The sequence below is a fragment of the Paraburkholderia youngii genome, assembly GCF_013366925.1.
Taxonomy (GTDB): Bacteria; Pseudomonadota; Gammaproteobacteria; order Burkholderiales; family Burkholderiaceae; genus Paraburkholderia; species Paraburkholderia youngii.
This window is the reverse complement of record NZ_JAALDK010000001.1, coordinates 673,460-691,705: the sequence shown is the minus strand read 5'-3', so window position 1 is coordinate 691,705 and position 18,246 is coordinate 673,460. Positions and strand designations below refer to the sequence as shown.

13 protein-coding genes are annotated in these 18,246 nt (G+C 63.2%); all 13 read right to left on the bottom strand.

Features of this window, described 5'->3' with window-relative positions; genetic code table 11:
* Positions 1–5: 5 nt before the first annotated feature.
* The 13 genes from G5S42_RS03310 to G5S42_RS03250 all read right to left on the bottom strand — a co-directional run bounded on the left by G5S42_RS03310 (position 6) and on the right by G5S42_RS03250 (position 18,171).
* Positions 6–392 carry a tail fiber assembly protein gene (locus G5S42_RS03310; RefSeq protein ID WP_176105520.1) on the bottom strand — a complete coding sequence of 129 codons (387 nt, stop codon included), beginning with the start codon at positions 390–392 and terminating at the stop codon, positions 6–8.
* On the bottom strand, positions 392–2,008 hold the full coding sequence (locus G5S42_RS03305; protein ID WP_176105519.1) for a phage tail fiber domain-containing protein: 1,617 nt from the start codon (positions 2,006–2,008) through the stop codon (positions 392–394). Before G5S42_RS03305 ends, G5S42_RS03310 begins: the two co-directional genes overlap by 1 nt.
* Before the next feature lie 80 nt (positions 2,009–2,088).
* Positions 2,089–6,990 carry a transglycosylase SLT domain-containing protein gene (locus tag G5S42_RS03300; RefSeq protein ID WP_246391794.1) on the bottom strand — a complete coding sequence of 1,634 codons (4,902 nt, stop codon included), beginning with the start codon at positions 6,988–6,990 and terminating at the stop codon, positions 2,089–2,091.
* Positions 6,991–7,059: 69 nt separating this feature from the next.
* Positions 7,060–9,348, bottom strand: a complete 2,289-nt coding sequence (locus G5S42_RS03295) for a hypothetical protein (protein WP_246391792.1) — start codon at positions 9,346–9,348, stop codon at positions 7,060–7,062.
* Between the two features lie 8 nt (positions 9,349–9,356).
* Positions 9,357–10,256, bottom strand: a complete 900-nt coding sequence (locus tag G5S42_RS03290) for a hypothetical protein (RefSeq protein WP_246391790.1) — start codon at positions 10,254–10,256, stop codon at positions 9,357–9,359.
* Complete coding sequence (locus tag G5S42_RS03285) at positions 10,256–12,844, bottom strand: phage nozzle protein (RefSeq protein WP_176105518.1); 2,589 nt, start codon at positions 12,842–12,844, stop codon at positions 10,256–10,258. Before G5S42_RS03285 ends, G5S42_RS03290 begins: the two co-directional genes overlap by 1 nt.
* A gap of 9 nt (positions 12,845–12,853) precedes the next feature.
* Positions 12,854–13,465 carry a phage tail tubular protein A gene (locus G5S42_RS03280; protein ID WP_176105517.1) on the bottom strand — a complete coding sequence of 204 codons (612 nt, stop codon included), beginning with the start codon at positions 13,463–13,465 and terminating at the stop codon, positions 12,854–12,856.
* 53 nt (positions 13,466–13,518) lie between these two features.
* A complete protein-coding gene (locus G5S42_RS03275) occupies positions 13,519–14,538 on the bottom strand; it encodes a major capsid protein (protein WP_176105516.1) in 1,020 nt (339 codons plus the stop codon).
* A gap of 145 nt (positions 14,539–14,683) precedes the next feature.
* Positions 14,684–15,526, bottom strand: a complete 843-nt coding sequence (locus tag G5S42_RS03270; RefSeq protein ID WP_176105515.1) for a hypothetical protein — start codon at positions 15,524–15,526, stop codon at positions 14,684–14,686.
* Positions 15,527–15,528: 2 nt separating this feature from the next.
* The gene (locus G5S42_RS03265; protein ID WP_176105514.1) at positions 15,529–17,091 is read right to left on the bottom strand and encodes a portal protein; all 1,563 of its coding nucleotides are present in this window, start codon (positions 17,089–17,091) and stop codon (positions 15,529–15,531) included.
* Positions 17,091–17,534: a hypothetical protein gene (locus G5S42_RS03260; protein WP_176105513.1), complete on the bottom strand. Its 444-nt coding sequence runs from the start codon at positions 17,532–17,534 to the stop codon at positions 17,091–17,093. Before G5S42_RS03260 ends, G5S42_RS03265 begins: the two co-directional genes overlap by 1 nt.
* 33 nt (positions 17,535–17,567) lie before the next feature.
* Positions 17,568–18,014, bottom strand: coding sequence for a hypothetical protein (locus tag G5S42_RS03255; RefSeq protein WP_176105512.1), 447 nt, complete (start codon positions 18,012–18,014; stop codon positions 17,568–17,570).
* Positions 18,004–18,171, bottom strand: coding sequence for a hypothetical protein (locus G5S42_RS03250; RefSeq protein WP_176105511.1), 168 nt, complete (start codon positions 18,169–18,171; stop codon positions 18,004–18,006). Before G5S42_RS03250 ends, G5S42_RS03255 begins: the two co-directional genes overlap by 11 nt.
* Positions 18,172–18,246 lie beyond the last annotated feature (75 nt).

Below are 18,246 nucleotides of genomic sequence, written 5' to 3'. Positions count from 1 at the left end.
CTAAGTTATTGAGGCTCGACAGGCCACTCGACGGAGAGCGGGAAGCCCTCCTGCTCGGTGATGTCTCGCAGTGATTGTCGGTACGCCCGCCACTTCTCGCGGACGGCCTCGGGGATGTCAGGGTTCTGCGTCCAGTCCGACCGTGCGATGATCCAGTCGCGGCGCTCGCGAACTTGCGTCGTGTGGAAGTCGGTGTCGTACTTCGGGTACAGGTCAGTCATAAGTGCCACGTTCGGCACGGGGATGTCGGTGCGCTTCCAGTTCACGATGAAGGCTGGGGCACACTGGTTGCCATCGTCATCCAGCGGGTGCCCGACAAGGAAGTCCTTGCCGTGCTCCAGACCCGGATGCTCTTGGCAGATGACGAAGATCAATTGGTCATGAGTAAGCATCAGTTGTTCCTCAGGTAGACGGCGCGGGGCCATACGTTGTTGGTGCCGTACTGTGTGCGCAGGCCAATGAGAACCCACGGGTTGCCGCAGTCGCTCGTGTTGGTGCCACCGACGTTGCAAGCACCTAGTTCGATCAGCCCGCTGTTGTAGTTGCAGTTCGCGTTGCGGTCGGCCTTGCCGTTCCACAGGTTAGTGTGGTCAGACTCATTCCACGCGCAGTACTCCGAGAGGTACTGGTTCTTCCAGTTCATCCGAACGTTACCGTCCGAGTTGACCCGGCCACCATCACCGAACGCGAGCGCGCCCGCGTCATCTATGGATAGCGAGATGCGGTTGTATGCGTTGTTGATGAACTCCACCCCGCCGCCGCCTGAGCGACCACGGAGGTACATGCACGTACCATCAGCCGAGCGGATAGCCATTTCGCCGTACGTCCCATCTCGCCACAGGTAGATGCGCTGCTTCGCGTACGTCTCACCCGCGACCGTCAGGTTCCCGCCTACCGAGCCCGTACCACGGAACATGAAGTTGCCGTTGTCGTACAGGGAGAAGTTGACGAACGAGTTCGCGGCGTTGACGATCTCAACGGAGCCGCCGAGGCCCGAGGCATTGTTGGCACGCATGAACGGCTTGTATCCTGCCGCGTCGAAGTAGAGGTGTGCGCTGTACGCGCCCGAGGTCTGCTGAAGCGTGAGCCACCCGGTCATCGTGTCGCCGGACTTCTGCACAGCCGTCGCCACAGCGGCGCTCGCCGCGTTCGCGGTGGACTGCGCGGCTGCTGCCACTGTCTTCGCGTCGTTCGCGGTGCCGCTCACGGAGTTCGCCGTTGAGATGGCGGTATCTGCCTTCGAGCTGGCGCTGTTCGCCGTGGTGACGGCTTGGCCTGCCTGCGTGAGTGCGCTCGATGCCTTCGCGTCGATGCCGTTCGCCGTGGCCACTGCACCGTTCGCGGTCGTGACGGCATTAGCCGCCGTGTCGAGCGCGCTCTGCGCCTTGCCGTCGATGCCCTGCGCCGTGGTCTTGGCGTCGTTCGCGGTAGATTGCGCCGTATTCGCGGTGTTCACTGCCGCGTCGGCCTTCGAGCTGGCTGCGTTGGCGGTGCCGGTTGCAGCGTTCGCTACGACTGTTGCAGCAGCGGAGGCTGCGATAGCCGCGTTGGCTGTGTTAAGCGCCGTGGCAGAGTTCACGATAGCGAGTGAGCTACCGTCGTTCACAGTGTCGAAGCGGTCGGTCATCTCAGCCGTGGCGAAGACGGCCTGCTGTGCCATCTCGTCGAGGTTCGGCTCGTTCAGGATCGCGCCGTTCGCGAAGCTCACGAGCGGCTGCGTCTTCGGCGTGTCGCGGTAGATAACGAGGGTCTGCCCGACAGGTGTCGGTGTCGGGAACGTGAGCTGGCTGGGGCCAGTCCACATATCCGCTGTAATGGTGACTTCCGTCGTCAGCCCGGTGTCCGGGTTGAAGACGTAAGCCTTGATGTGATCCTTGCTGATGTAGCCACCAGCGAAGTTGAAGCTGAAGGTCTTGGTAACGCCGTCGCCGGGGATTACCTGCATGGAGTTACGCAGGCCATCCTGACCCGACGCCTTCAGCCACGGAACGAGATAGTCTGCTGCCATGTAAGCTCCTGTTGTTCGTGTCTGTCAGAGGGTCATGAAATCGGAGAAGCCCGCCCAGCAAGGGCTGGACGGGTTCCGGGTTACTGATTTAGCTCATTGGCGATTGCCGAGCCGATGATGGTGTTCGCGCCGGGTAGCACGCGCATGGCGGTGCGGACGTTCTTCACGTAGTCCACGGGCTTGCCGGTCAGCGGGTTGGTCCCGCCGTTCACCGCGCCGAGCGCGGAGCCGCCGATAGCGCCAGCCGACTTGGCGATGGCTTGCGCCTGCCCGAGGGCCACGATAGGCGAGCCGCTGGCGTTGGTCTGCCCGCCCATGAGGACATTCGCAGCGTCGAGGCCGTCGCCCAGCAAGCCGGACACGTTGGTCATGACCGCGATGCCGGACCACAGGTGGATGCCGCTCATGTGCTCCTTCATGTACTTCTCGCGCTGCGCGTCCGTCATGCCGATGGTGCTGGCCTGACACTTCGCGTAGTAGAGAGCCGCGCCCCATGCTGCGCCCATGACGAAGCCGGTGCCCGAGTTGCGGTCCATGATGAACGCGTTGCGAGCGAGCTGCTTCTCCTGCGCCGTGATGCCGTACCGCTTGAACTGTCCAGCGTACTTGCCCACGATGCCCTCGCTCAGCCAGCGCGGAGTCTCACCGATGTAGGCGCGTTGCAGCGCTTGGCCCGTGACGCGGTGGATAGCCGCAATCATGTCCTCGGCTGCTCCGGGATGCGTGCGGTCCCATGCGTCCCACGAGAAGATTTCGCCATGATTGCGAGCGCCGTCGTGCAGCTCCATCGCTTCCTTGATGCGGGCCACGCGGTCAGCCGTCAGACCGGCATCCACGAGACGCGCCGGGGTCAGTGAGCCGCCGCCAGTCGAGGTGATGACACCATCCTCGATGGTGGACTTGCGGATCGCTTTCGCGAGGTCTTCAGCCAGCATCGGCACGAAGCCACGGTGGAGCGCCTTGGCGACATAGTGCGCGCCCGAGAGCTTGCCCACCAAGTCCATACCCATGTGCCCCACACGACGCCATGTGGATGAGTCCTGAAGCATGGAGCCCGTGCGCGTGAGCTGTGCCCCGCTGCGCGTCTCACCGAAGTGCAGCCGATGGTCAAGACCCATAGCCGACGACGCAGCCTTGTTGAGCTGCTTCACCAGCGCGGTGTCTTTCGCCATGCCGCCGAAGATCGCCTTGAACATGCCAGTCACGCCGGACGATGCGATGATCGAACCGGCGTCAGCCAGCGCGTTGAAGCCGAGCTTACCCATCATGCTCATGTGCGCCGTCTGCGCGAGGAACTGAGCGACCGCGTTGTCCTTGTTGTTGAGGCGGTCAGTCAGGCTCTTGTGGAGGAAGTCGAGCGAGTCGATCTCCTCGGGCTTGGCACCACGCGACACCAGCGCATCCTTCATCGCGGTCCAGTGCGCGTCATCCTTCAGCCCGCGCTTCGCCAGAGCGATGCGGCCTGCGAACTCCGAGGACTGGCCCTCGACCATACGGCCCACGTCAGTGTCCATGTAGTCGAGCAGGCGCACGCCGTCAGGCTGGCGAGCGAGCAAGTCGAACTCCGTGCGGGTGCGATCAGAGATCACATCCTTCAGAGCCTTCTTGAACTCGTCGGCCATCACGCCTGTCACCTTCTTGCCCTTGTAGTCCGCCTTCAGCATGTCCGCTGCCACGGAGCCGAAGTGGTCGTCGGCACCGTTCAGGCGTGACTCGGGATCGCGGATGATCTGCGTGAGGTAGCGGTCGGTCAGGTTCGCGGCGCGCTCGCGCACGTCAGCGTGCAGAGCGTTCAGCGCATCCTGCTGCACCGGGCCTGCCTTGTTGAGCTTGTCCAGTGCAGGCTCGATCACCTTGGCGATGTACTGCTGCCGCAGCATCCCCTTGAAGCTGTTCCACTCACCAGCGCGAGCCGGATCGTTGTACAGCTCTTGCAGGTTGCGCCAGTCCCACGAGTACGGCATGTAGCCCTGCCAGCCGCGCTTGCCGATTGCGGTTGACTTGGCCTCGCCGTACTTCGCGCCCATCTCGGTCATGTCCTTCCAGAAGCCGTCGATGACAGCCGCCATCTGCTTGACCAGCGGGTGAGCCTGCGAGGTGTACTCGGTGCCGTTCAGGCGAGCGTTGCGGTTAGCCAGCCGCTCCTCCTGAACCATGCGCGAGATGCGCTTCTCGGCGTCGCCGGAGAACACACCGCCCTGCGACCACACGTTCTTCTCCTCGGTCGTCATCAGCTCGGGCAAGATGCGGTTCCACATCTCAGCCACCGGCTTGCGCCAGTTCGAGGCGAGGATCACCTTGTCGATTGCTGCCGACGAGGCGTGCTGACGGTTCAGCCCTGTCGGGTCTTCGGCCAGCAGGGACGCAATGTGCCTCACGTCCTTGTTGTCCGAGCGGGCCAGCTTCAGGCCCACCGAGTCGAGCTTGCCCAGCACCTTGCTCACGGCGTCGGCCTTGCCGCCCAGCGTCCGCACCTTGTCGAAGTACGTGGTGGCGTTCTTGCGCAGGCGTGCCGTCTCCTTCGGCAGCACCTCCTTCCAGTTCTCAAGCTGCTCTGCCATCTTCTGCGCGAGCGAGCCGAGCGGAATCTCATCGCGAGCCACACCGGGAGCCGTCAGCACGCGGCCATTGGAGCGCCCGTACGGAGTGTTCGCACGGAACTCGGATGATGCGAGGTGATCGGACAGGCCCAGCGCCTTCGTGAGCATGTTCGTCTCGTTAGGCTTCAGGCCCAGCAGAGCGCGCACAGCGTCAACGGTCTTCGAGAGGATGTTGCCGTTCTTGACTTTGAGCGACTTCAGGTGACTGATGAACTCGGACTGCCCCGAGTACAGACCGGCCACGAACTCATGCACGTTCTTGAAGTAGTACCGCGTGTTGGCGTCCGAGCCCTTGTACTCGCGCTGTGCGCGTTTACGCAGCTTGTCGAGCTGGCTGACTAGCTGGCCGTGCGCCGTCTCGGGGTTCCGCAAGCCGAAGTTGATCTTCTGCCCCGTGACCGAGTGAGCGATCTCGTGCAGCATCGTCTCGTCATGGTTCAGCCCACCGTTGCCGATCAGGCCCTTCGCTTGCTTCTCCTTGTTGACAGAGGAGTCGCGGAGGTCATGGTCCCACACGTGAATCTCGTGGGTGCTCGGGTCGTAGTGGCTGCGCACACCCTTGAGGTCGGCCTTGCCGTCGTGCTTGAACACCGGGGCTGGCGTACGGCCTTCCTGAGACTCCAACAGCCGCCCAGCGAGAGCGCGCACCATCGGGTCTTTGGCCTCAGCGGCGAGTCGTGCCAGCTCGGCGTGTGAGTCCGTGGTTGCCGGATGGTCGCGTTCGAGGAAGCTCAGCGTGTCCTCGCGCAGCTTGCCCACCGTTGTGTCGGCCTTCCACTCCTCGTTCACGCGGTCCTCTGCGTGCGGAGCTACGTCGCGGTCTGCCTCGGCGGCTTCCTGCTCTGCCTTGACTTCAGGCTTCGCCTCGGCTTCCTTGGCTGCTGCTTCGGCCTCTGCCTTCTCGCGCTGCTGCGCGTCGAAGTCCTCGATGGCGTCCGCGATCTTCGAGTCACCGTTGCCGTGATCGCCGGGGCGAGTCTCCGTCTCGGAGATCACCTTGCCTTCGGCTGCTGCGTCGTTGTCGTGGATGCCCGCGTGCGGGTCTTCGCTGCGAACCTCGCCAGCCGAGCGGCCAATGAGATCGTCAACGTGCTCGTTCATACCGTCGAGGTGAGCGCCTACAGCCTTCTCGTCCAGCTTCGGGCCTACTTCCTCTGCTGCCTTGAACTTGCCCATCAGGCCCGCAGCGTGACCTACGCCGCCGAGCAGCGCGCCCATGACGCCTTGCTTGAACAGCTCGGGCCAGTTGTCCTGCCCGCCGTCCATACGGGTGATGGCGTGAGCTGCAAGCATGTTGCCCGCCGCGCCCTCACCAGCCGACATGACTACGCCGGTTACACCCTCCGCTGCGCGAATCGCGAATGCAGCACGAGCCGCGTTCGCAATTGCGCCTGCACCGATTGTTGCGCCCAGCATGACCGGATCGCCAGCACCAGCCATGAGCTGCCCTGCCGTGGAAGTCCAGCCGCTTTGCGCTGCACGTCGCTGGAAGTCCGCTTGCTGCTGCGCCAGCCCGAGGCGGCGCTCGAAGTCAGCCTGCGAGCCCGCAGCGCCGACGTAATCGCGGAGGTGGTCGTCGCCCCAAATCTCGGGCGCTTGTGTCGCCACGTACTGCTTCTGCTCATTGCTCATCCTCCAGTTCGGATCATCTGCGCCAGCCTGCACCGCGTCCATCATACGGCCTGCCAGCGTGTCCCAATGTGCGGACTGGACGAACGACTCGACGAAGCCAGTCTTCTCTCCCAGCGAGCGCATGTCCGCCATGCTCTCTGCGGCTGCTGCGTCTTCGAAGCTCATGTTGTCGAGCGAGGCCCGCATCGGATTCGCCGTGAACGCCGAGTCGTCAGCCAGAGAGTCGGCCAACGGCTGCGCCGTGGCGCGGCGATTCAAAGCCTGCATGACCGGCGTCTGCGCCGGGTCGATCTCTGCGGTCTTGCCGCCCTTACGGAACAGTGCAGGGCCGTCGATGGTGGAGCGCTCACCCGGCGTGCCGGTGCCGCCGAGGATACTCTCGACGTAGCCGTTTGTCTCGGGGTTGTCCCACTTGGACTTGTCCCAGCCAGAATTGTACGCACGCAGCGCGTCGGCGTAGTTGCCGAACTTCTGCATGTTCTGCGTCATGACGTACCGATGAATCTGTAGCGAGTCGTCGAAGTTGCTCGGGTTGAGCTTGCGTCCCAGCGCCGCCTCCACGTTCGTGAGGGTCTGCGGCATAACCTGCGCGTAGCCCATCGCGCCCTTGGGCGATACAGCGTAGGCGTTGTTGCGAGTTTCCTGCGTGAACTGCGCAGCGCTCGCGCCCTGCGGTGCGCCGATGGCGCGGTCATTCTCTGCGAGCTTATCGAGTTGGTCTTGCGTGAAAGGGTTTTGGGTCATACCCATGTAGTTCTCCTAATAGGTTAGAACGCGCTGGGCAGAACTGGCTCGTGAGAACCAGCTCTACCTACGCGCTTAGTAGGCCCAGCCCCAAGCGTTCTTGCTTGTCAGGCCGAGGTCTGCGTTAGAGTGCTCGGGCTTGTTGCCGTAGGTGTCTTGAATGCGCTTACCCACGGTGTCTGCCGAGATGTTGATGTGCTTCAGTTGCCCGTTCGAGTTCGTCATGAACAGCGTCATGTACCCGTTGCCGAGGTTCTCACCGGACGTTACCTTCCAGTCCTTCGGCTCGACGCCACCCGACTTGAGCTGCTCGTCGATGGCGTACTGCACCGCCTGCTGGTAGATCGCCGTCGTCTGATCGCCCATTCCCGGATACTTGGCGTTCACAGCACCAGCGAACGAGGTCTGCCCTAGCGCCGCGTTGTGCAGGATGAACGCACCCGGCACGAAGTCCGAGTTGCGCATGGCCTGCCCGAGCGCGAGCTTCGAGGCTTGGTCGTCGCTCAGGTGATACGCGGCCTTGTATTGCGCCATGAGCGGAGCCACGGCGTTCGCGAGCTGGGCCTTGTTGCCGTCCGTCAGCTCGTACGGCTGAAGATCGCCCGCCGATACCCAAGGCATCATCCGCTTGAACCAGCCGGGATCAGCCTGCTGCACGATTGCCTGCGCGGCCTTCACGTCCTGCGGTGAAGCCGACACACCCTGCGAGCGCGCCAGCAGCTCACGCTCCTGCTTGAGCTGGTCAGGGTCCATGATGTTGATGCCGCTGTTGAGCAGCGCGATCACTTTATGGGCATCCTTGCCGACGTACGCCTCGACAGCCGACTCACCGCCCGGTCCCTGTAGCAGCTTGCTCGCGTAGCCGAGAGCCGTCTGCATGTCCGCCGTGCCGGGACCGTTGCCCGAGACGAGAGCTGGGAGCTGCTGGTTGAGAATCTGCTTGAGCTGCGGAGACTGGAACGTGCTGTAGTTCGCACTCGTGCTGAGCTTGTCCCAGCCGTTCTTCTCAGCGTCGGCCTGCTGGGCAGCGCCGAAGCCCACGGTCTTCGTGAACAGCGTGTCCGCCGCCTGCGATGCCGCGCCCTTGTCGAACCCATCCAGCCCTTCGTACTTCGAGAACGAGTTGTCGTTGTACGCACCCGTGGCGAGCGCTAGGGACTGGTCGTAGTTGAGCTGCTTCATCTGCGCCTTCTGCATCTGCGCCAGCCGCGCCGCGTTGCCCTTGTCCAGCAGCTCGTGCATCTGAGCGCGCTGGGCGTTGTTGTAGACCGGCGTGGCGTCCCCGTTCAGCTTGCGGTTCGAAGCCTCCATCGTGTCGAGGATGTGGTCGAGCTGCGCGTGACCATCCGGTGACGAGTCGATACCTGATGCGCCTGCCGACAGGCTCCAGTGCAAGTCCGCCCGTGAGGTGAACAGGTTGCGAGCTGCCGGATTCTGCAATGCCCACTGCTGCTCCAGCTTCGGAATCTGGACTTCGAGGTTGTCCTTCATCTCCGTGGGCATGGACTGATACTCGGGCATCTGCTTGATCGCCCTCACCGCTGCCCAATTGCCCTTCTGCGCCGAGCCCAGCATCACGTCACGCAGACCACGGCTGTACGCCTCCGAGGTCATGTTGTCGGGCCGCGCCAGCAGGTTCGTGTACCCGGCGTTAGCCTGCGCCACTTGCTCGTCGTTAAGGTTGTTGCCCGCCTTCAGCGTGTCTTGCAGCGCTTGTGCGCCGCTCGTGCCGAGGTTCGTGAAGCCGTTGTAGTTCTGCTCCTGCGTGAACTGCATGTACTGCGACATATGCGTCTGGAGCATCTTCGGGAGTTGCTCCGCGAGCCCCTGCTGCACCATCGCGTCGAACGCGCCGTCGCCCGTGGGCTTCACCTCGCCCATCTTCTGCACGATGTAGGCACGCACCTGATCGGGTGACTTCTCCCGAAGCTGCGGCATGGCCTGCATGAACTGCGATTGCGCGTCCTGCATCGCTGCTGCCATGTTGAACGCCTGAGCACCCTGCACCGTGGCGTCGGGGCCGTACAGCTTCGAGTACCACGGCTGGTCGTTCTCGATGTCGATGAGTGCCTTGCCCTGCGCGGCCATCGCCATGCCCTGCGCGTACTGCTCTTTCTTGGCCTTGTCGATGTAGCCTTGGATCATGCCGCCCGCCAGCTTGTTCAGGGCGTCCACGTTCTTTAGGCCCATCGAGGCCGTATGCTGCGCGAAGTCGAGTGCGTTGCCGCCGCCCGCCACGCTGCCGCTGGATTGACCAGCGCCGCTAGGCCCGCCCGAGAAGGAGGTGGAGCCTCCGCTGTCGAACGTGCTCTGCTGCGTAACAACCCCGCCGTCGCCCGACAGGCTGAAGCTCACATTTGCCATTTGCTCTCCTAGCTGAGTGAGAAGTTGAAGGAATTGCCACCACTGCTCGACGAGCTGCCATCGCCACCGAGAGTGAAGCCGTACGAGTTGCCGCCGCCCGAGTAAGAGCTGCTACCCGAGCTGCTGCCCCACGAGCCGATGTTGTTCACGCCGCTCATGATGGATTGCGACGAGTAGTTCGGCGTCTGCCCGACCGTGCCGTTCATGCCCACGCTATGCGGCTGGCTGTTGGACTGGCTGAACTGCCCAAGCCCTTGCCCAGCAGCACCTAGCAGCGCGGCCTGCGCCATGCTGATGTCCGGCATCTTCATCGGCGCGATGAAGGTCTGCGGGATGTCCTTCTGATAGTTCATCGAGGCCACGGTCGTACCGTAGTCCTGCGACGTGATGAGGTTCGAGCGAGCGCCCGCCATCTGCATCACCTGATCGAAGTTCATCTGCGCGCCCTTGGTTGCCTGAAGCGTCGTGAGGCGGGCGTTAGTACCCTGCATCGTCTTGCGCATGATGTCGGCGGACGTGCCGCCCACACCCTTCGCTGCTGCCTCGACGCGCATGGCACCCAGCGCCGCCGACGCCGCGATCTGCTGCTCGACGTTGCCGCGCACCATCGCGTCCAGAGCACGGCCTTGGTTCACCGCGAGCGCGTTCGTCTGCGCACCGATGGCGATGGCCTTGTTCTGATTGCTGATGGAGCGCTGCGTGTTCGAGAGAGACGCCTGCGCTGCGAGGAACGTGTTGTTAGCCTCGCGGATACTGTTGTTGTTGTCCGCTGAGTCCTTCGCCAGCAAGTTAGCTGCGTCGGTCTGAGCGGACTGCACCTTGTACGTCGCAGCGTTCTGCGCGTTCTGGAGCGTGGCTGACATGGTGCCCGCAGCCGCGCCTGCGATCATGTTAAGGAAGGAACACATTAGACTCTCCTGCCGGAAGTGAAGAACTGGCCCACCCACTCAATCGCGGAGATCGTCATAGGGAGGCCCACCTTTGCGATGAACTTGATCTTGTGCTCGATGTTGGCGCGGCCCACCGGTACAGGGAAGTTCGTAGTGCTGATCGGTACTCGCCCGACGACGTTGTTCGAATGGCCGACCTGACGGCCCGCGTAGCTGACGATGTGCCGCTCGTTGCCGCTGTTATCGACCATGTTCACCACGCAGCCGGAACTGTCCGTGAAGCTCGCCGTGTACTTGTTGACCACGAGCCGCCCGTTCACGATTGCCTTGTCGTTCTGATCGCGCACGTACGGCGGCGTCGGCACAACGTAGCTCGGATAGTCGAAGCCCGCGATGAAGTCGCTGGTCGGGATGTTCGGATACTGCGCCGAGAACATGCCCCACTTCGACATCGCCGCGTTGAGAAGGAACTCGTCGTGATTCGCACCAATCGCCACATAGGCATCCGGCCACATTGCTGCCGTTGACCAGTTGCCCCACTGCCCATTGATCGGACCCGGCTGCGTGAGCGAGCGCTGGGCGTCGAAGTACGGGCGCGTGCGGTCAGAGGTGTCCATGCTGAACTCGTTGCACAGAATGTTCAGGCTCGTCGTGTGGCCCACCGTACCGTCCAGCGCGAAGCTGAAGCTCAGGAGCTTCTGCTCGAAGGACGAGACACCAGCCACGATACCGAGCGCGTCGCTGAACTGCCAGCGGCTCCACGAGTCGAACTCGCGGGACTGCGTGCCGGGTGCGTCGATGTAGCTGTAGACATAGAAGCCGTTGTCGTAGCCGTCCGTCCGCACCAGCAGCGTCGCCGGGGCGTTCGTCGTCGCCATCTCGATAGGGCGTCCCTTGATGTAGCGCGAGAGCTGCTTGCTGACTTGGAACGTCTCAGGCACATCCTGAAACAGACCGAGCTGGAACTGGCTGATGAGCCCGCTGTACGGCGTGTCGCCGCTCGTGGCTACCTGCGTCCCGTAGAAGATCAGGTTCCCGTGCGTCACAGGCTGGCACAGCGTCGTGTCGCGCTCTGCTGCCACCGGGGCGATGTTGATGCTCTGCGGAGTCGCCGCCGAGGTGCCGGGGATGGTGTACTGGTTGCGCACGCCGAACAGGAACAGGTTCTTGTTGTACGTCACGCACTTCGAGATCACGTCATCCGCCGCGCCGAGCGCGTACGCTTGGATCGGGTCGTCGTCGTTCACCGACAGCATCGTCTTGCGGAAGAAGTTGAAGTAGTCACCCGTGCGGCTCATGAACACCGTGCCGTCCGCGACGATTACGAGGCGATCCTGAAACATCGTCATCAGGCTGATCTTCTTGCCGAAGAAGTACGGCACCGCGCCGGTCTGATTCTTGTCACCGCAGACCGAGCCTGCGAACGTCGGGCAGGCGAAGCCGTACGCCGCGTTCAGCACCGTCGGGCTGGAGGCGAGGCATAGCGTGTCGCCCGCGTTGTTGATGCCAGCCACGGCGAACACCTGACCCGGCTGGATGATCTGCGCCGGACCCTCAACCCACTTGCCCGTGCTCCAGTAAGCGTTCGGGTCGTCAGTCTTGAAGACCATGTAGTACGGATCAACTTGGTTGTTCGCCTTGATCTGCACCACCTTCCCGTTGCCGTGGATTGAGCTGAGCTTTCCTGCGTCATCGAGCGAGTTATGCACCGCCCTGAACGTGGTGCCATCGCCGCCGTCATCACACGTGACCGAGGACACGTGATCCATGAAGATCGTGCCGCCCTTGGTGCCGAGGTTGTTATAGCCCTGTGCCTGTAGCTGGCTCGCGAGCTGCGCCGCAATGTTCTGCGGCTGGATACTCGCCTGTGCATCACCGATCCACTTGTTCACCGCCGAGTTATACGCGTTCACCCGGTCGTTGATCTGCTTCTGGTAGTTCGGATTGTCCTGCGATTGGATGTCCGAGGTGTCCAGCAGATTCGGGTAGCTCGAAGCCATCGTCGTGTACGAGGCGGTGAACTGCGCGCCGTCATCCGAGCGCTTGATCGTCAGCGTGTACGTGCGGCTGTACGCGCCGCTGCGCACCCACGCCACGCCCCAATTGCTCGTCGCGGCGTAGCGGTCGTTGATGCTGTAGCCGGGACCGAGGGTATTCGCCGCGAGCGCTAGGTAGTCACCGACTGCCGTGACTGCCGAGAATCCGCCGCTCGTCCACGGCGCGAGTGCGCCTGCGTCGGCCAGCGCCACGTCGAGAAAGCGCCCATCGGTCTTGCAGTAGCAGAAGACGGCAGGCATCCACGTGGCGTCGCCAATAGTCGGGCCGCTGCGGTAGATCAGCGCGTACTCCTTGCCCTTCTGGAAGAACGAATACGTGCGGTAGGCGCGCATCGTCGCCTTGAGAGCGTCGCTCATGGCGCCCCAGCCTACAGCGCTGACCACGCCCTTTGAATCCTTGAGGACCGAACCGGGGCGACGAGCGCAGCCGACCACAGGGTCCGAGATCATGTTCACTTGTTCCCACATCTGACCGGGATGCCGGTCTTGCGGGACTTGCTCGCTCACGCCCCGAGTGACGGAGGCGTACGAGCCCACTACCTTAGCCATAAGCTCTCCTTACCAGTTACGGTGTCCGATACGCATACCTCGCGACATGGGTCGCATCAGCCGCAGCTTCTCCTGCATGGACGTGGACTCGAACAGGTTCACCCGCGACTGGCGGATGTGTTCGGCCTTGAGCAGCCTGTGCGCGAGCGTGTAAGCGCCGCCGATCTTGCTGTACTTGTTGTCGTCGCCGTCGAAGCTCGCTTGGAAGTCGAGCTGTGCGCGCTCCGAGATGGCGTGCTGCGCCAGCGTCGGGATGTCCTCGAACGGAATCTCGCGGATGATGACGGCCTTGATCGGCCCGCCGCCGAACAGCGGGCGCATGTCGTAGGTGGACGTGCGCTGGTCGTACAGGCGCGTACCACGGTTGATGACAGCCGGTGCTTGCGTCTCGACCGAGAGCGCGTCGGCGGGCGCGTACGCGTAGCCGTTGCCGGGGTCGATTGCGATGGTCTGGCCGTCCGTGTTGAACCACCAGCCCTCGCCTTGGACGAGCGTGCTGGAGTTGCGCAGCGCGGTGAGCGCCGCCTGAACGTAAGGGTGATCTTGGTCAACAGCGACCAATGGACTCTCGCCCATAGTCGCGAGACACGCATTCACCACGTCTAACTGTGTGAGTCGCATTGGTTGCTCCTAACGAAAAAACCCCGACTCCTTGTGAGAGCCGGGGCTGGGGATTACGCGGACGCCTTCTTGAGGAGGCCAGCGAATGCCGGGTTGTTCGGCGTGACACCGAACGAGAGGTGAGCGTCGATGAACCACATCTTCGTGATCGGGTCGTAGAACACGTCCGGCGTCAGCGGGATCGTCTCGCCTGCGAGCAGAGCACGCGGGCTGAAGACGGCTGCGACCGTGTTCGTGAAGTCACCGTCGTACGCATTGGCGTTGCCAGCGTTCGAGAGAAAGTGGCCCGTAACGTTCGTGTTCGGGAGGTTGTTGCTGAAGTAGATCGGCACGCCAGCAGCCGAGATCGCCTTCGTCTTGATGGTCGTACCATCCGACGTGAGCAGCTCACGGTCGATGAGGCGGTTGTTCTTGAGCAGCGTGTAGAAGTACTTCGGGCGCGTCACGATGACGAGGCCATCGTCATGCGGGTCCACGTCCTTGTCGGCCATCTGCGCGAACAGGTCGAGCAGCTTGTTCTCCAGCTTCACCGGATCGCTGTCGTCGCCCACGGCGTCGAACGATGCCGAGCTGCCGGGTTGCCAGCCAGCCGGATATTGCGCCATGTCGGTGATCTGCGCGGCCTTGACGGCTTGGATGAAGAACGACTGGTCGAAGAACTTCGCGATCTCGATGCCGTGTTCCATGCCGATTGCGGCACGGGCGTCGTACGAGCTTTGGAAGTCGTCGAGCAGCGGCACGACTGCGCGGGCGTTCACCAGCGTGTCGATGGTCAGCTTCACCTTCTGAGTGCCGTTCACGGTCGCATCCGGTGCCGTACCCGGCGTCACCTTCGACAGCGTGCTCTTACCGACTTGGTAGTTCGAGACGGTCGAGGTGCCCTTGACGGTGCGGACAGGCACGAAGTTGCGGACGATGGAGCGACGAGCGATGGTGTGTTCCACGACACCGCCGTACTCCTCGATGACCATTGCCAGCGGGTTCGTGGCGACAGGCGACTGACCGACTTGCGTGTTGTTGCCGGTCTGGAGTTGCGCCATCGGGCGCGAAACGTTCACTACGGAGATACCCATTAAGACTCCTTAATTTGTTGGTTGCTTGTGTGGCTTCGAAGCGACACGGTTCTGTGTCTGTCAGAGGGTCATGAAATCAACCCGCAGAAATGACAAAAGCCCGCTCAGCGTTAGCTGGCGGGCCTTTGCGGGGAGTTGAGGCGGCTTAGCCTCGGTAGGCGGCTCGGCGCTGCTGGAGCGCCGCGTACTCGCGGGAGCCTTCGATCTGTCGGCCCGTGGCGCGGAGCTTCGCCACCTCGGCTGCGTACTGCGCCGGGGAGAGCGGGCCTGCGCCCTGCGCGCCGCTGCGGGCGGACGCCGAGTTCGGGTTGACAACGTTGCGCTGCGGCTCGATGGTCACGCCGCTCGCGCCCCGGTAGGACTGCACGAGGTACGCGGCCATTGCCTCGGCCACGATGCCGCCCTGCGCCAGCGCCGCGTTGATCGGCTCCTTCTCGTGCGGGTCGGCGTTCTGCGAGGCCCACGCCAGCGTGTCGTTCCACGTCTGCTCGTCACCAGCGGCGTGCAGGCAGAGCTGCTTGATGTCCTCCGTGCGCTGCTTCTCCGTCTCGGCGTGCTTGGCGTACGCGCTCTTGCCGAGGGCGAGGTGCTGCTCCCAGCCGACGATGCCCTTCGATGCCAGCTCGGCGCTGAGCAAGTCGAAGTTGCCCGCCAGCGCTGCCTGCACTGCCGGATGCGAGTGGCTGTAGCCAGCCTTGCCGATGAAGTCCAGCGCCATGTCGAGCGCCGCGTCGCCGGTCTTCTCGTACGAGACGACACCCTTCGCCGGGTCAACCCAGCCGCCGCCCTCGTTGACGAGCTGCGTGCCAGCCTCGCGCTTGGCCTTTTCCTCGTGCGTCTCCTGCGTCGAGCCCACGTTGAGGCTCATGGAGAACTCAGCACTGCCGCCTGCGTCCGCCGCCGCGCCGACAGCGCCGCCACCGGCTGCGCCAGTCGTGCCGTCCGTTGCTTCGTCCATGAGAAAGAAGTGCTTACCGAATCGAATCATCTTTATCCTTGAGGTTGGTTAGGTTGACCGCTCATCACGGCTTGTGCGACAGGGCGGGACACTTGCTGTGCCAGCGCTGCCTGCTGTTCGTTCTGCATGTCTGCCTGCTGCTGCTCCTCGGTCTTGACGTAGGCGTTGTAATCGACGCCACGGCCCATGAAGATCGCCTTAGCGATGGCTGTGAGGTTCAGCGTGGCGAGTGCCTGCGGAGGCATACCCGAGACGGCTGCGAGGTCTTGCAGCGCCAGCTTGAGGTTGTCGAGGTCGCCGTTGCGGCTCAGGGCGTCGAGGCCCGTGATGACCATTGGCACGATGTCCTTGCCGCCGAGCTGCACACCGGCCAGCTTCGTCAGCCAGAACGCCATCGGCTTCTGGAAGTCCACGGCGAGGCGCGAGTAGACGCCACCGAGGCTCGTCTCCAGCTCGTTCGCCTGCATCCGAATCTCCTCGGCGGTCACGCGCTCGGCGTCACGCACGATGGAGCTGGAGAGCAGGAAGCCCTTGCCGATACGGTTCACGTACTTGGTAGCCACCGTGTCGATGTACTGCATGGACTGCCCCGTGCCCGTGTTCAGCGGGATCACGTCGTCCTTCGTGCCGGGTAGCGCCGCGCCGTTCGCGCTGTCTTCGATGTCCTCGGGGCGGGTATTGCCTGCCGGGTTCACCAGCCAGCGGAACTCAGACGCGAGGATCGCGCCCTTGACTTCGGCTTCGGAGACCATCGACAGCGCGGCGAGGTCGCCAGCCATCTGCTCGACGAGGCCCGTGCCGTAGTCGTTGTCGTCGTGCAGCTCCCACGTCAGCGGGATGTACGGCAGCGTCTCGTCCGTGTACTTGCCTCCGAACTTGTCAGCGGGTAGCTCCACGTCATCCACGTGATGCGTGACGAGGTAGTTCGCCTTACCGTCCCAGCGCACCCACGTGTAGTACTTCACCTCGGGGCACGTCTGCGGGTCGTTCGGGTCAGCGTTCGCGTACTTGCTGCTCGCCGTCTTGGCGATGTCCTGCACGTCCTGCTCCAGCTCGTCGAAGCGCACCGTCTCGTGGATGATGATTTGCAGCACCTTGCCGCTCATGCTCCGCTTCACAGCGAAGCGCTTCAGCGACAGCACGCGCATCGGTACGTCGTTCTTCTTGCCCAGCATCAGCAGGCAGTTGCCCGTGATGATGAGGTGCTTCATCGCCTCGTAGAGCTTAGGACGCACGCCCATCGCGTCGAGGGTCTTGATGCAGTTCCGTTCAGCCTCGGCAAGCATCTCCTGCAAGTCCGCGTCCGAGATGCCGAGCTTCTGCTTCAGCGAGGCCATGAACTGCGGCGACACCTGATAGCGAAAGAACGGGCGGGACGGAGCGAACAGGGCAAGCATCAGCTTGTTCGCGAGGTTGTTGACGCCTTGCGCGCCTACGGATTGGAAGTCGGTCTGGAGTTCTTCCAGCTCCTCGTTGTAGCCCTGCGGCGTGATGATCGTCGGCAGCGTGAACGCCGAGTACTTCTCACATCGCGTCAGCAAGGGGCGTCGGATTCCCGCGAGGGCTTCCCACGCCTGCTCTGCCGTTTGATTCATTAGGTGAGCGAGATGCCCGAGCCACCAGCCGAGGGAGCAGCCGAGCCGCCGCCTTGGTAGTACTTACGCCGGATCGCGTTCGGGTCGGTGCTGTCCTCCGAGTTCTGCGTGGTGTCCACCGTCACGGTGTTGTCCTTGGCAGTCTGCGCCGCGCTGGTCGAAGCGGCTGCGGCCTGCTGCGCGGCGAGCTGCTGCTGGTTGATCGCCTGCATCTGCGACTGTGCTGCTGCCTGCGCCGAGGCTTGCGCCTGCGCGGCCTGCTGAGCGGCTGCTGCGTCCGCCGCTTCCTTCTGCTGCTGAGCGGCTGCTGCCGTGGCTGCTGCCTGCTGGTCAGCCGCCTGCTTGATCGCGTCGGCCTGCGCCTGCACGCCCGTTGCGTCTGCCGTGTCGTGACCGAATACGTTACTGATAGCGCCGACGACGCTCTTTACAACCTTACCCATGTCTTGCTCCTTTCGTTGAGATTGAGATACGCGTCACAGCGCCAGATAGAGGGAGTGGTCCGTGGTCTGGAAGCCGAAGCGTTCGTACACACGTGCAAGCCTGCGGTCGTTCGTGCTCAGCGCGGTGCCGCTGGCGATGCCAGCCGCGCCGGTAATGCGCCCTAGATTCACCATCTCGCGGATGACCGAGCGCAGATTCCATGCGTTCGGGTCCACCTTCAGGAGCATCTGCTCGTGCAGCACCTTCACGCTGCGTGTCCACCACGGGTAGTCGAGCACCATGCACAGGAGGTATCCGTTCAGCAGGATCGACTCGAATGCCTTCGTCTCGCAGATGACGTGGTAGACGTGATCGGGGTCAACCGTGCCGTACCACGCCTTCGCATCCGGGGATTGCATCCCGGCGTATTGGCGGTCCAGCGCGGCCCGGATCGTCGCCTTGTCGGCAGCGGTCCAGTCAGTGCTCCACTTAGCGGCCAACGGTGTAGCCTTCGCGGAGCTTCTGGAGGACAGCCTGCACGCCCAAGGCGTACCCGGCCATCAGCTCCGTGGTTGTTGAGTTCACGAGCGGCTTCGGGAGCTGTTCCTCCAGCCGCTTCAGCACTTCCGCGTCGAGGCGGTAAATCACCTTTTCCAAATCAGGCTCCTGTTGTGCGTCTGTCAGAGGATCATGAAATTGATCTTCGGGCTGGTTTCCGAATTCATGTCCCTC

Bases quoted from the DNA above. Each gene is read 5' to 3' on its own strand.
- G5S42_RS03310 (WP_176105520.1), bottom strand. From the start codon at position 392: ATGCTTACTCATGACCAATTGATCTTCGTCATCTGCCAAGAGCATCCG.
- G5S42_RS03305 (WP_176105519.1), bottom strand. From the start codon at position 2,008: ATGGCAGCAGACTATCTCGTTCCGTGGCTGAAGGCGTCGGGTCAGGAT.
- G5S42_RS03300 (WP_246391794.1), bottom strand. From the start codon at position 6,990: ATGGGTATGACCCAAAACCCTTTCACGCAAGACCAACTCGATAAGCTC.
- G5S42_RS03295 (WP_246391792.1), bottom strand. From the start codon at position 9,348: ATGGCAAATGTGAGCTTCAGCCTGTCGGGCGACGGCGGGGTTGTTACG.
- G5S42_RS03290 (WP_246391790.1), bottom strand. From the start codon at position 10,256: ATGTGTTCCTTCCTTAACATGATCGCAGGCGCGGCTGCGGGCACCATG.
- G5S42_RS03285 (WP_176105518.1), bottom strand. From the start codon at position 12,844: ATGGCTAAGGTAGTGGGCTCGTACGCCTCCGTCACTCGGGGCGTGAGC.
- G5S42_RS03280 (WP_176105517.1), bottom strand. From the start codon at position 13,465: ATGCGACTCACACAGTTAGACGTGGTGAATGCGTGTCTCGCGACTATG.
- G5S42_RS03275 (WP_176105516.1), bottom strand. From the start codon at position 14,538: ATGGGTATCTCCGTAGTGAACGTTTCGCGCCCGATGGCGCAACTCCAG.
- G5S42_RS03270 (WP_176105515.1), bottom strand. From the start codon at position 15,526: ATGATTCGATTCGGTAAGCACTTCTTTCTCATGGACGAAGCAACGGAC.
- G5S42_RS03265 (WP_176105514.1), bottom strand. From the start codon at position 17,091: ATGAATCAAACGGCAGAGCAGGCGTGGGAAGCCCTCGCGGGAATCCGA.
- G5S42_RS03260 (WP_176105513.1), bottom strand. From the start codon at position 17,534: ATGGGTAAGGTTGTAAAGAGCGTCGTCGGCGCTATCAGTAACGTATTC.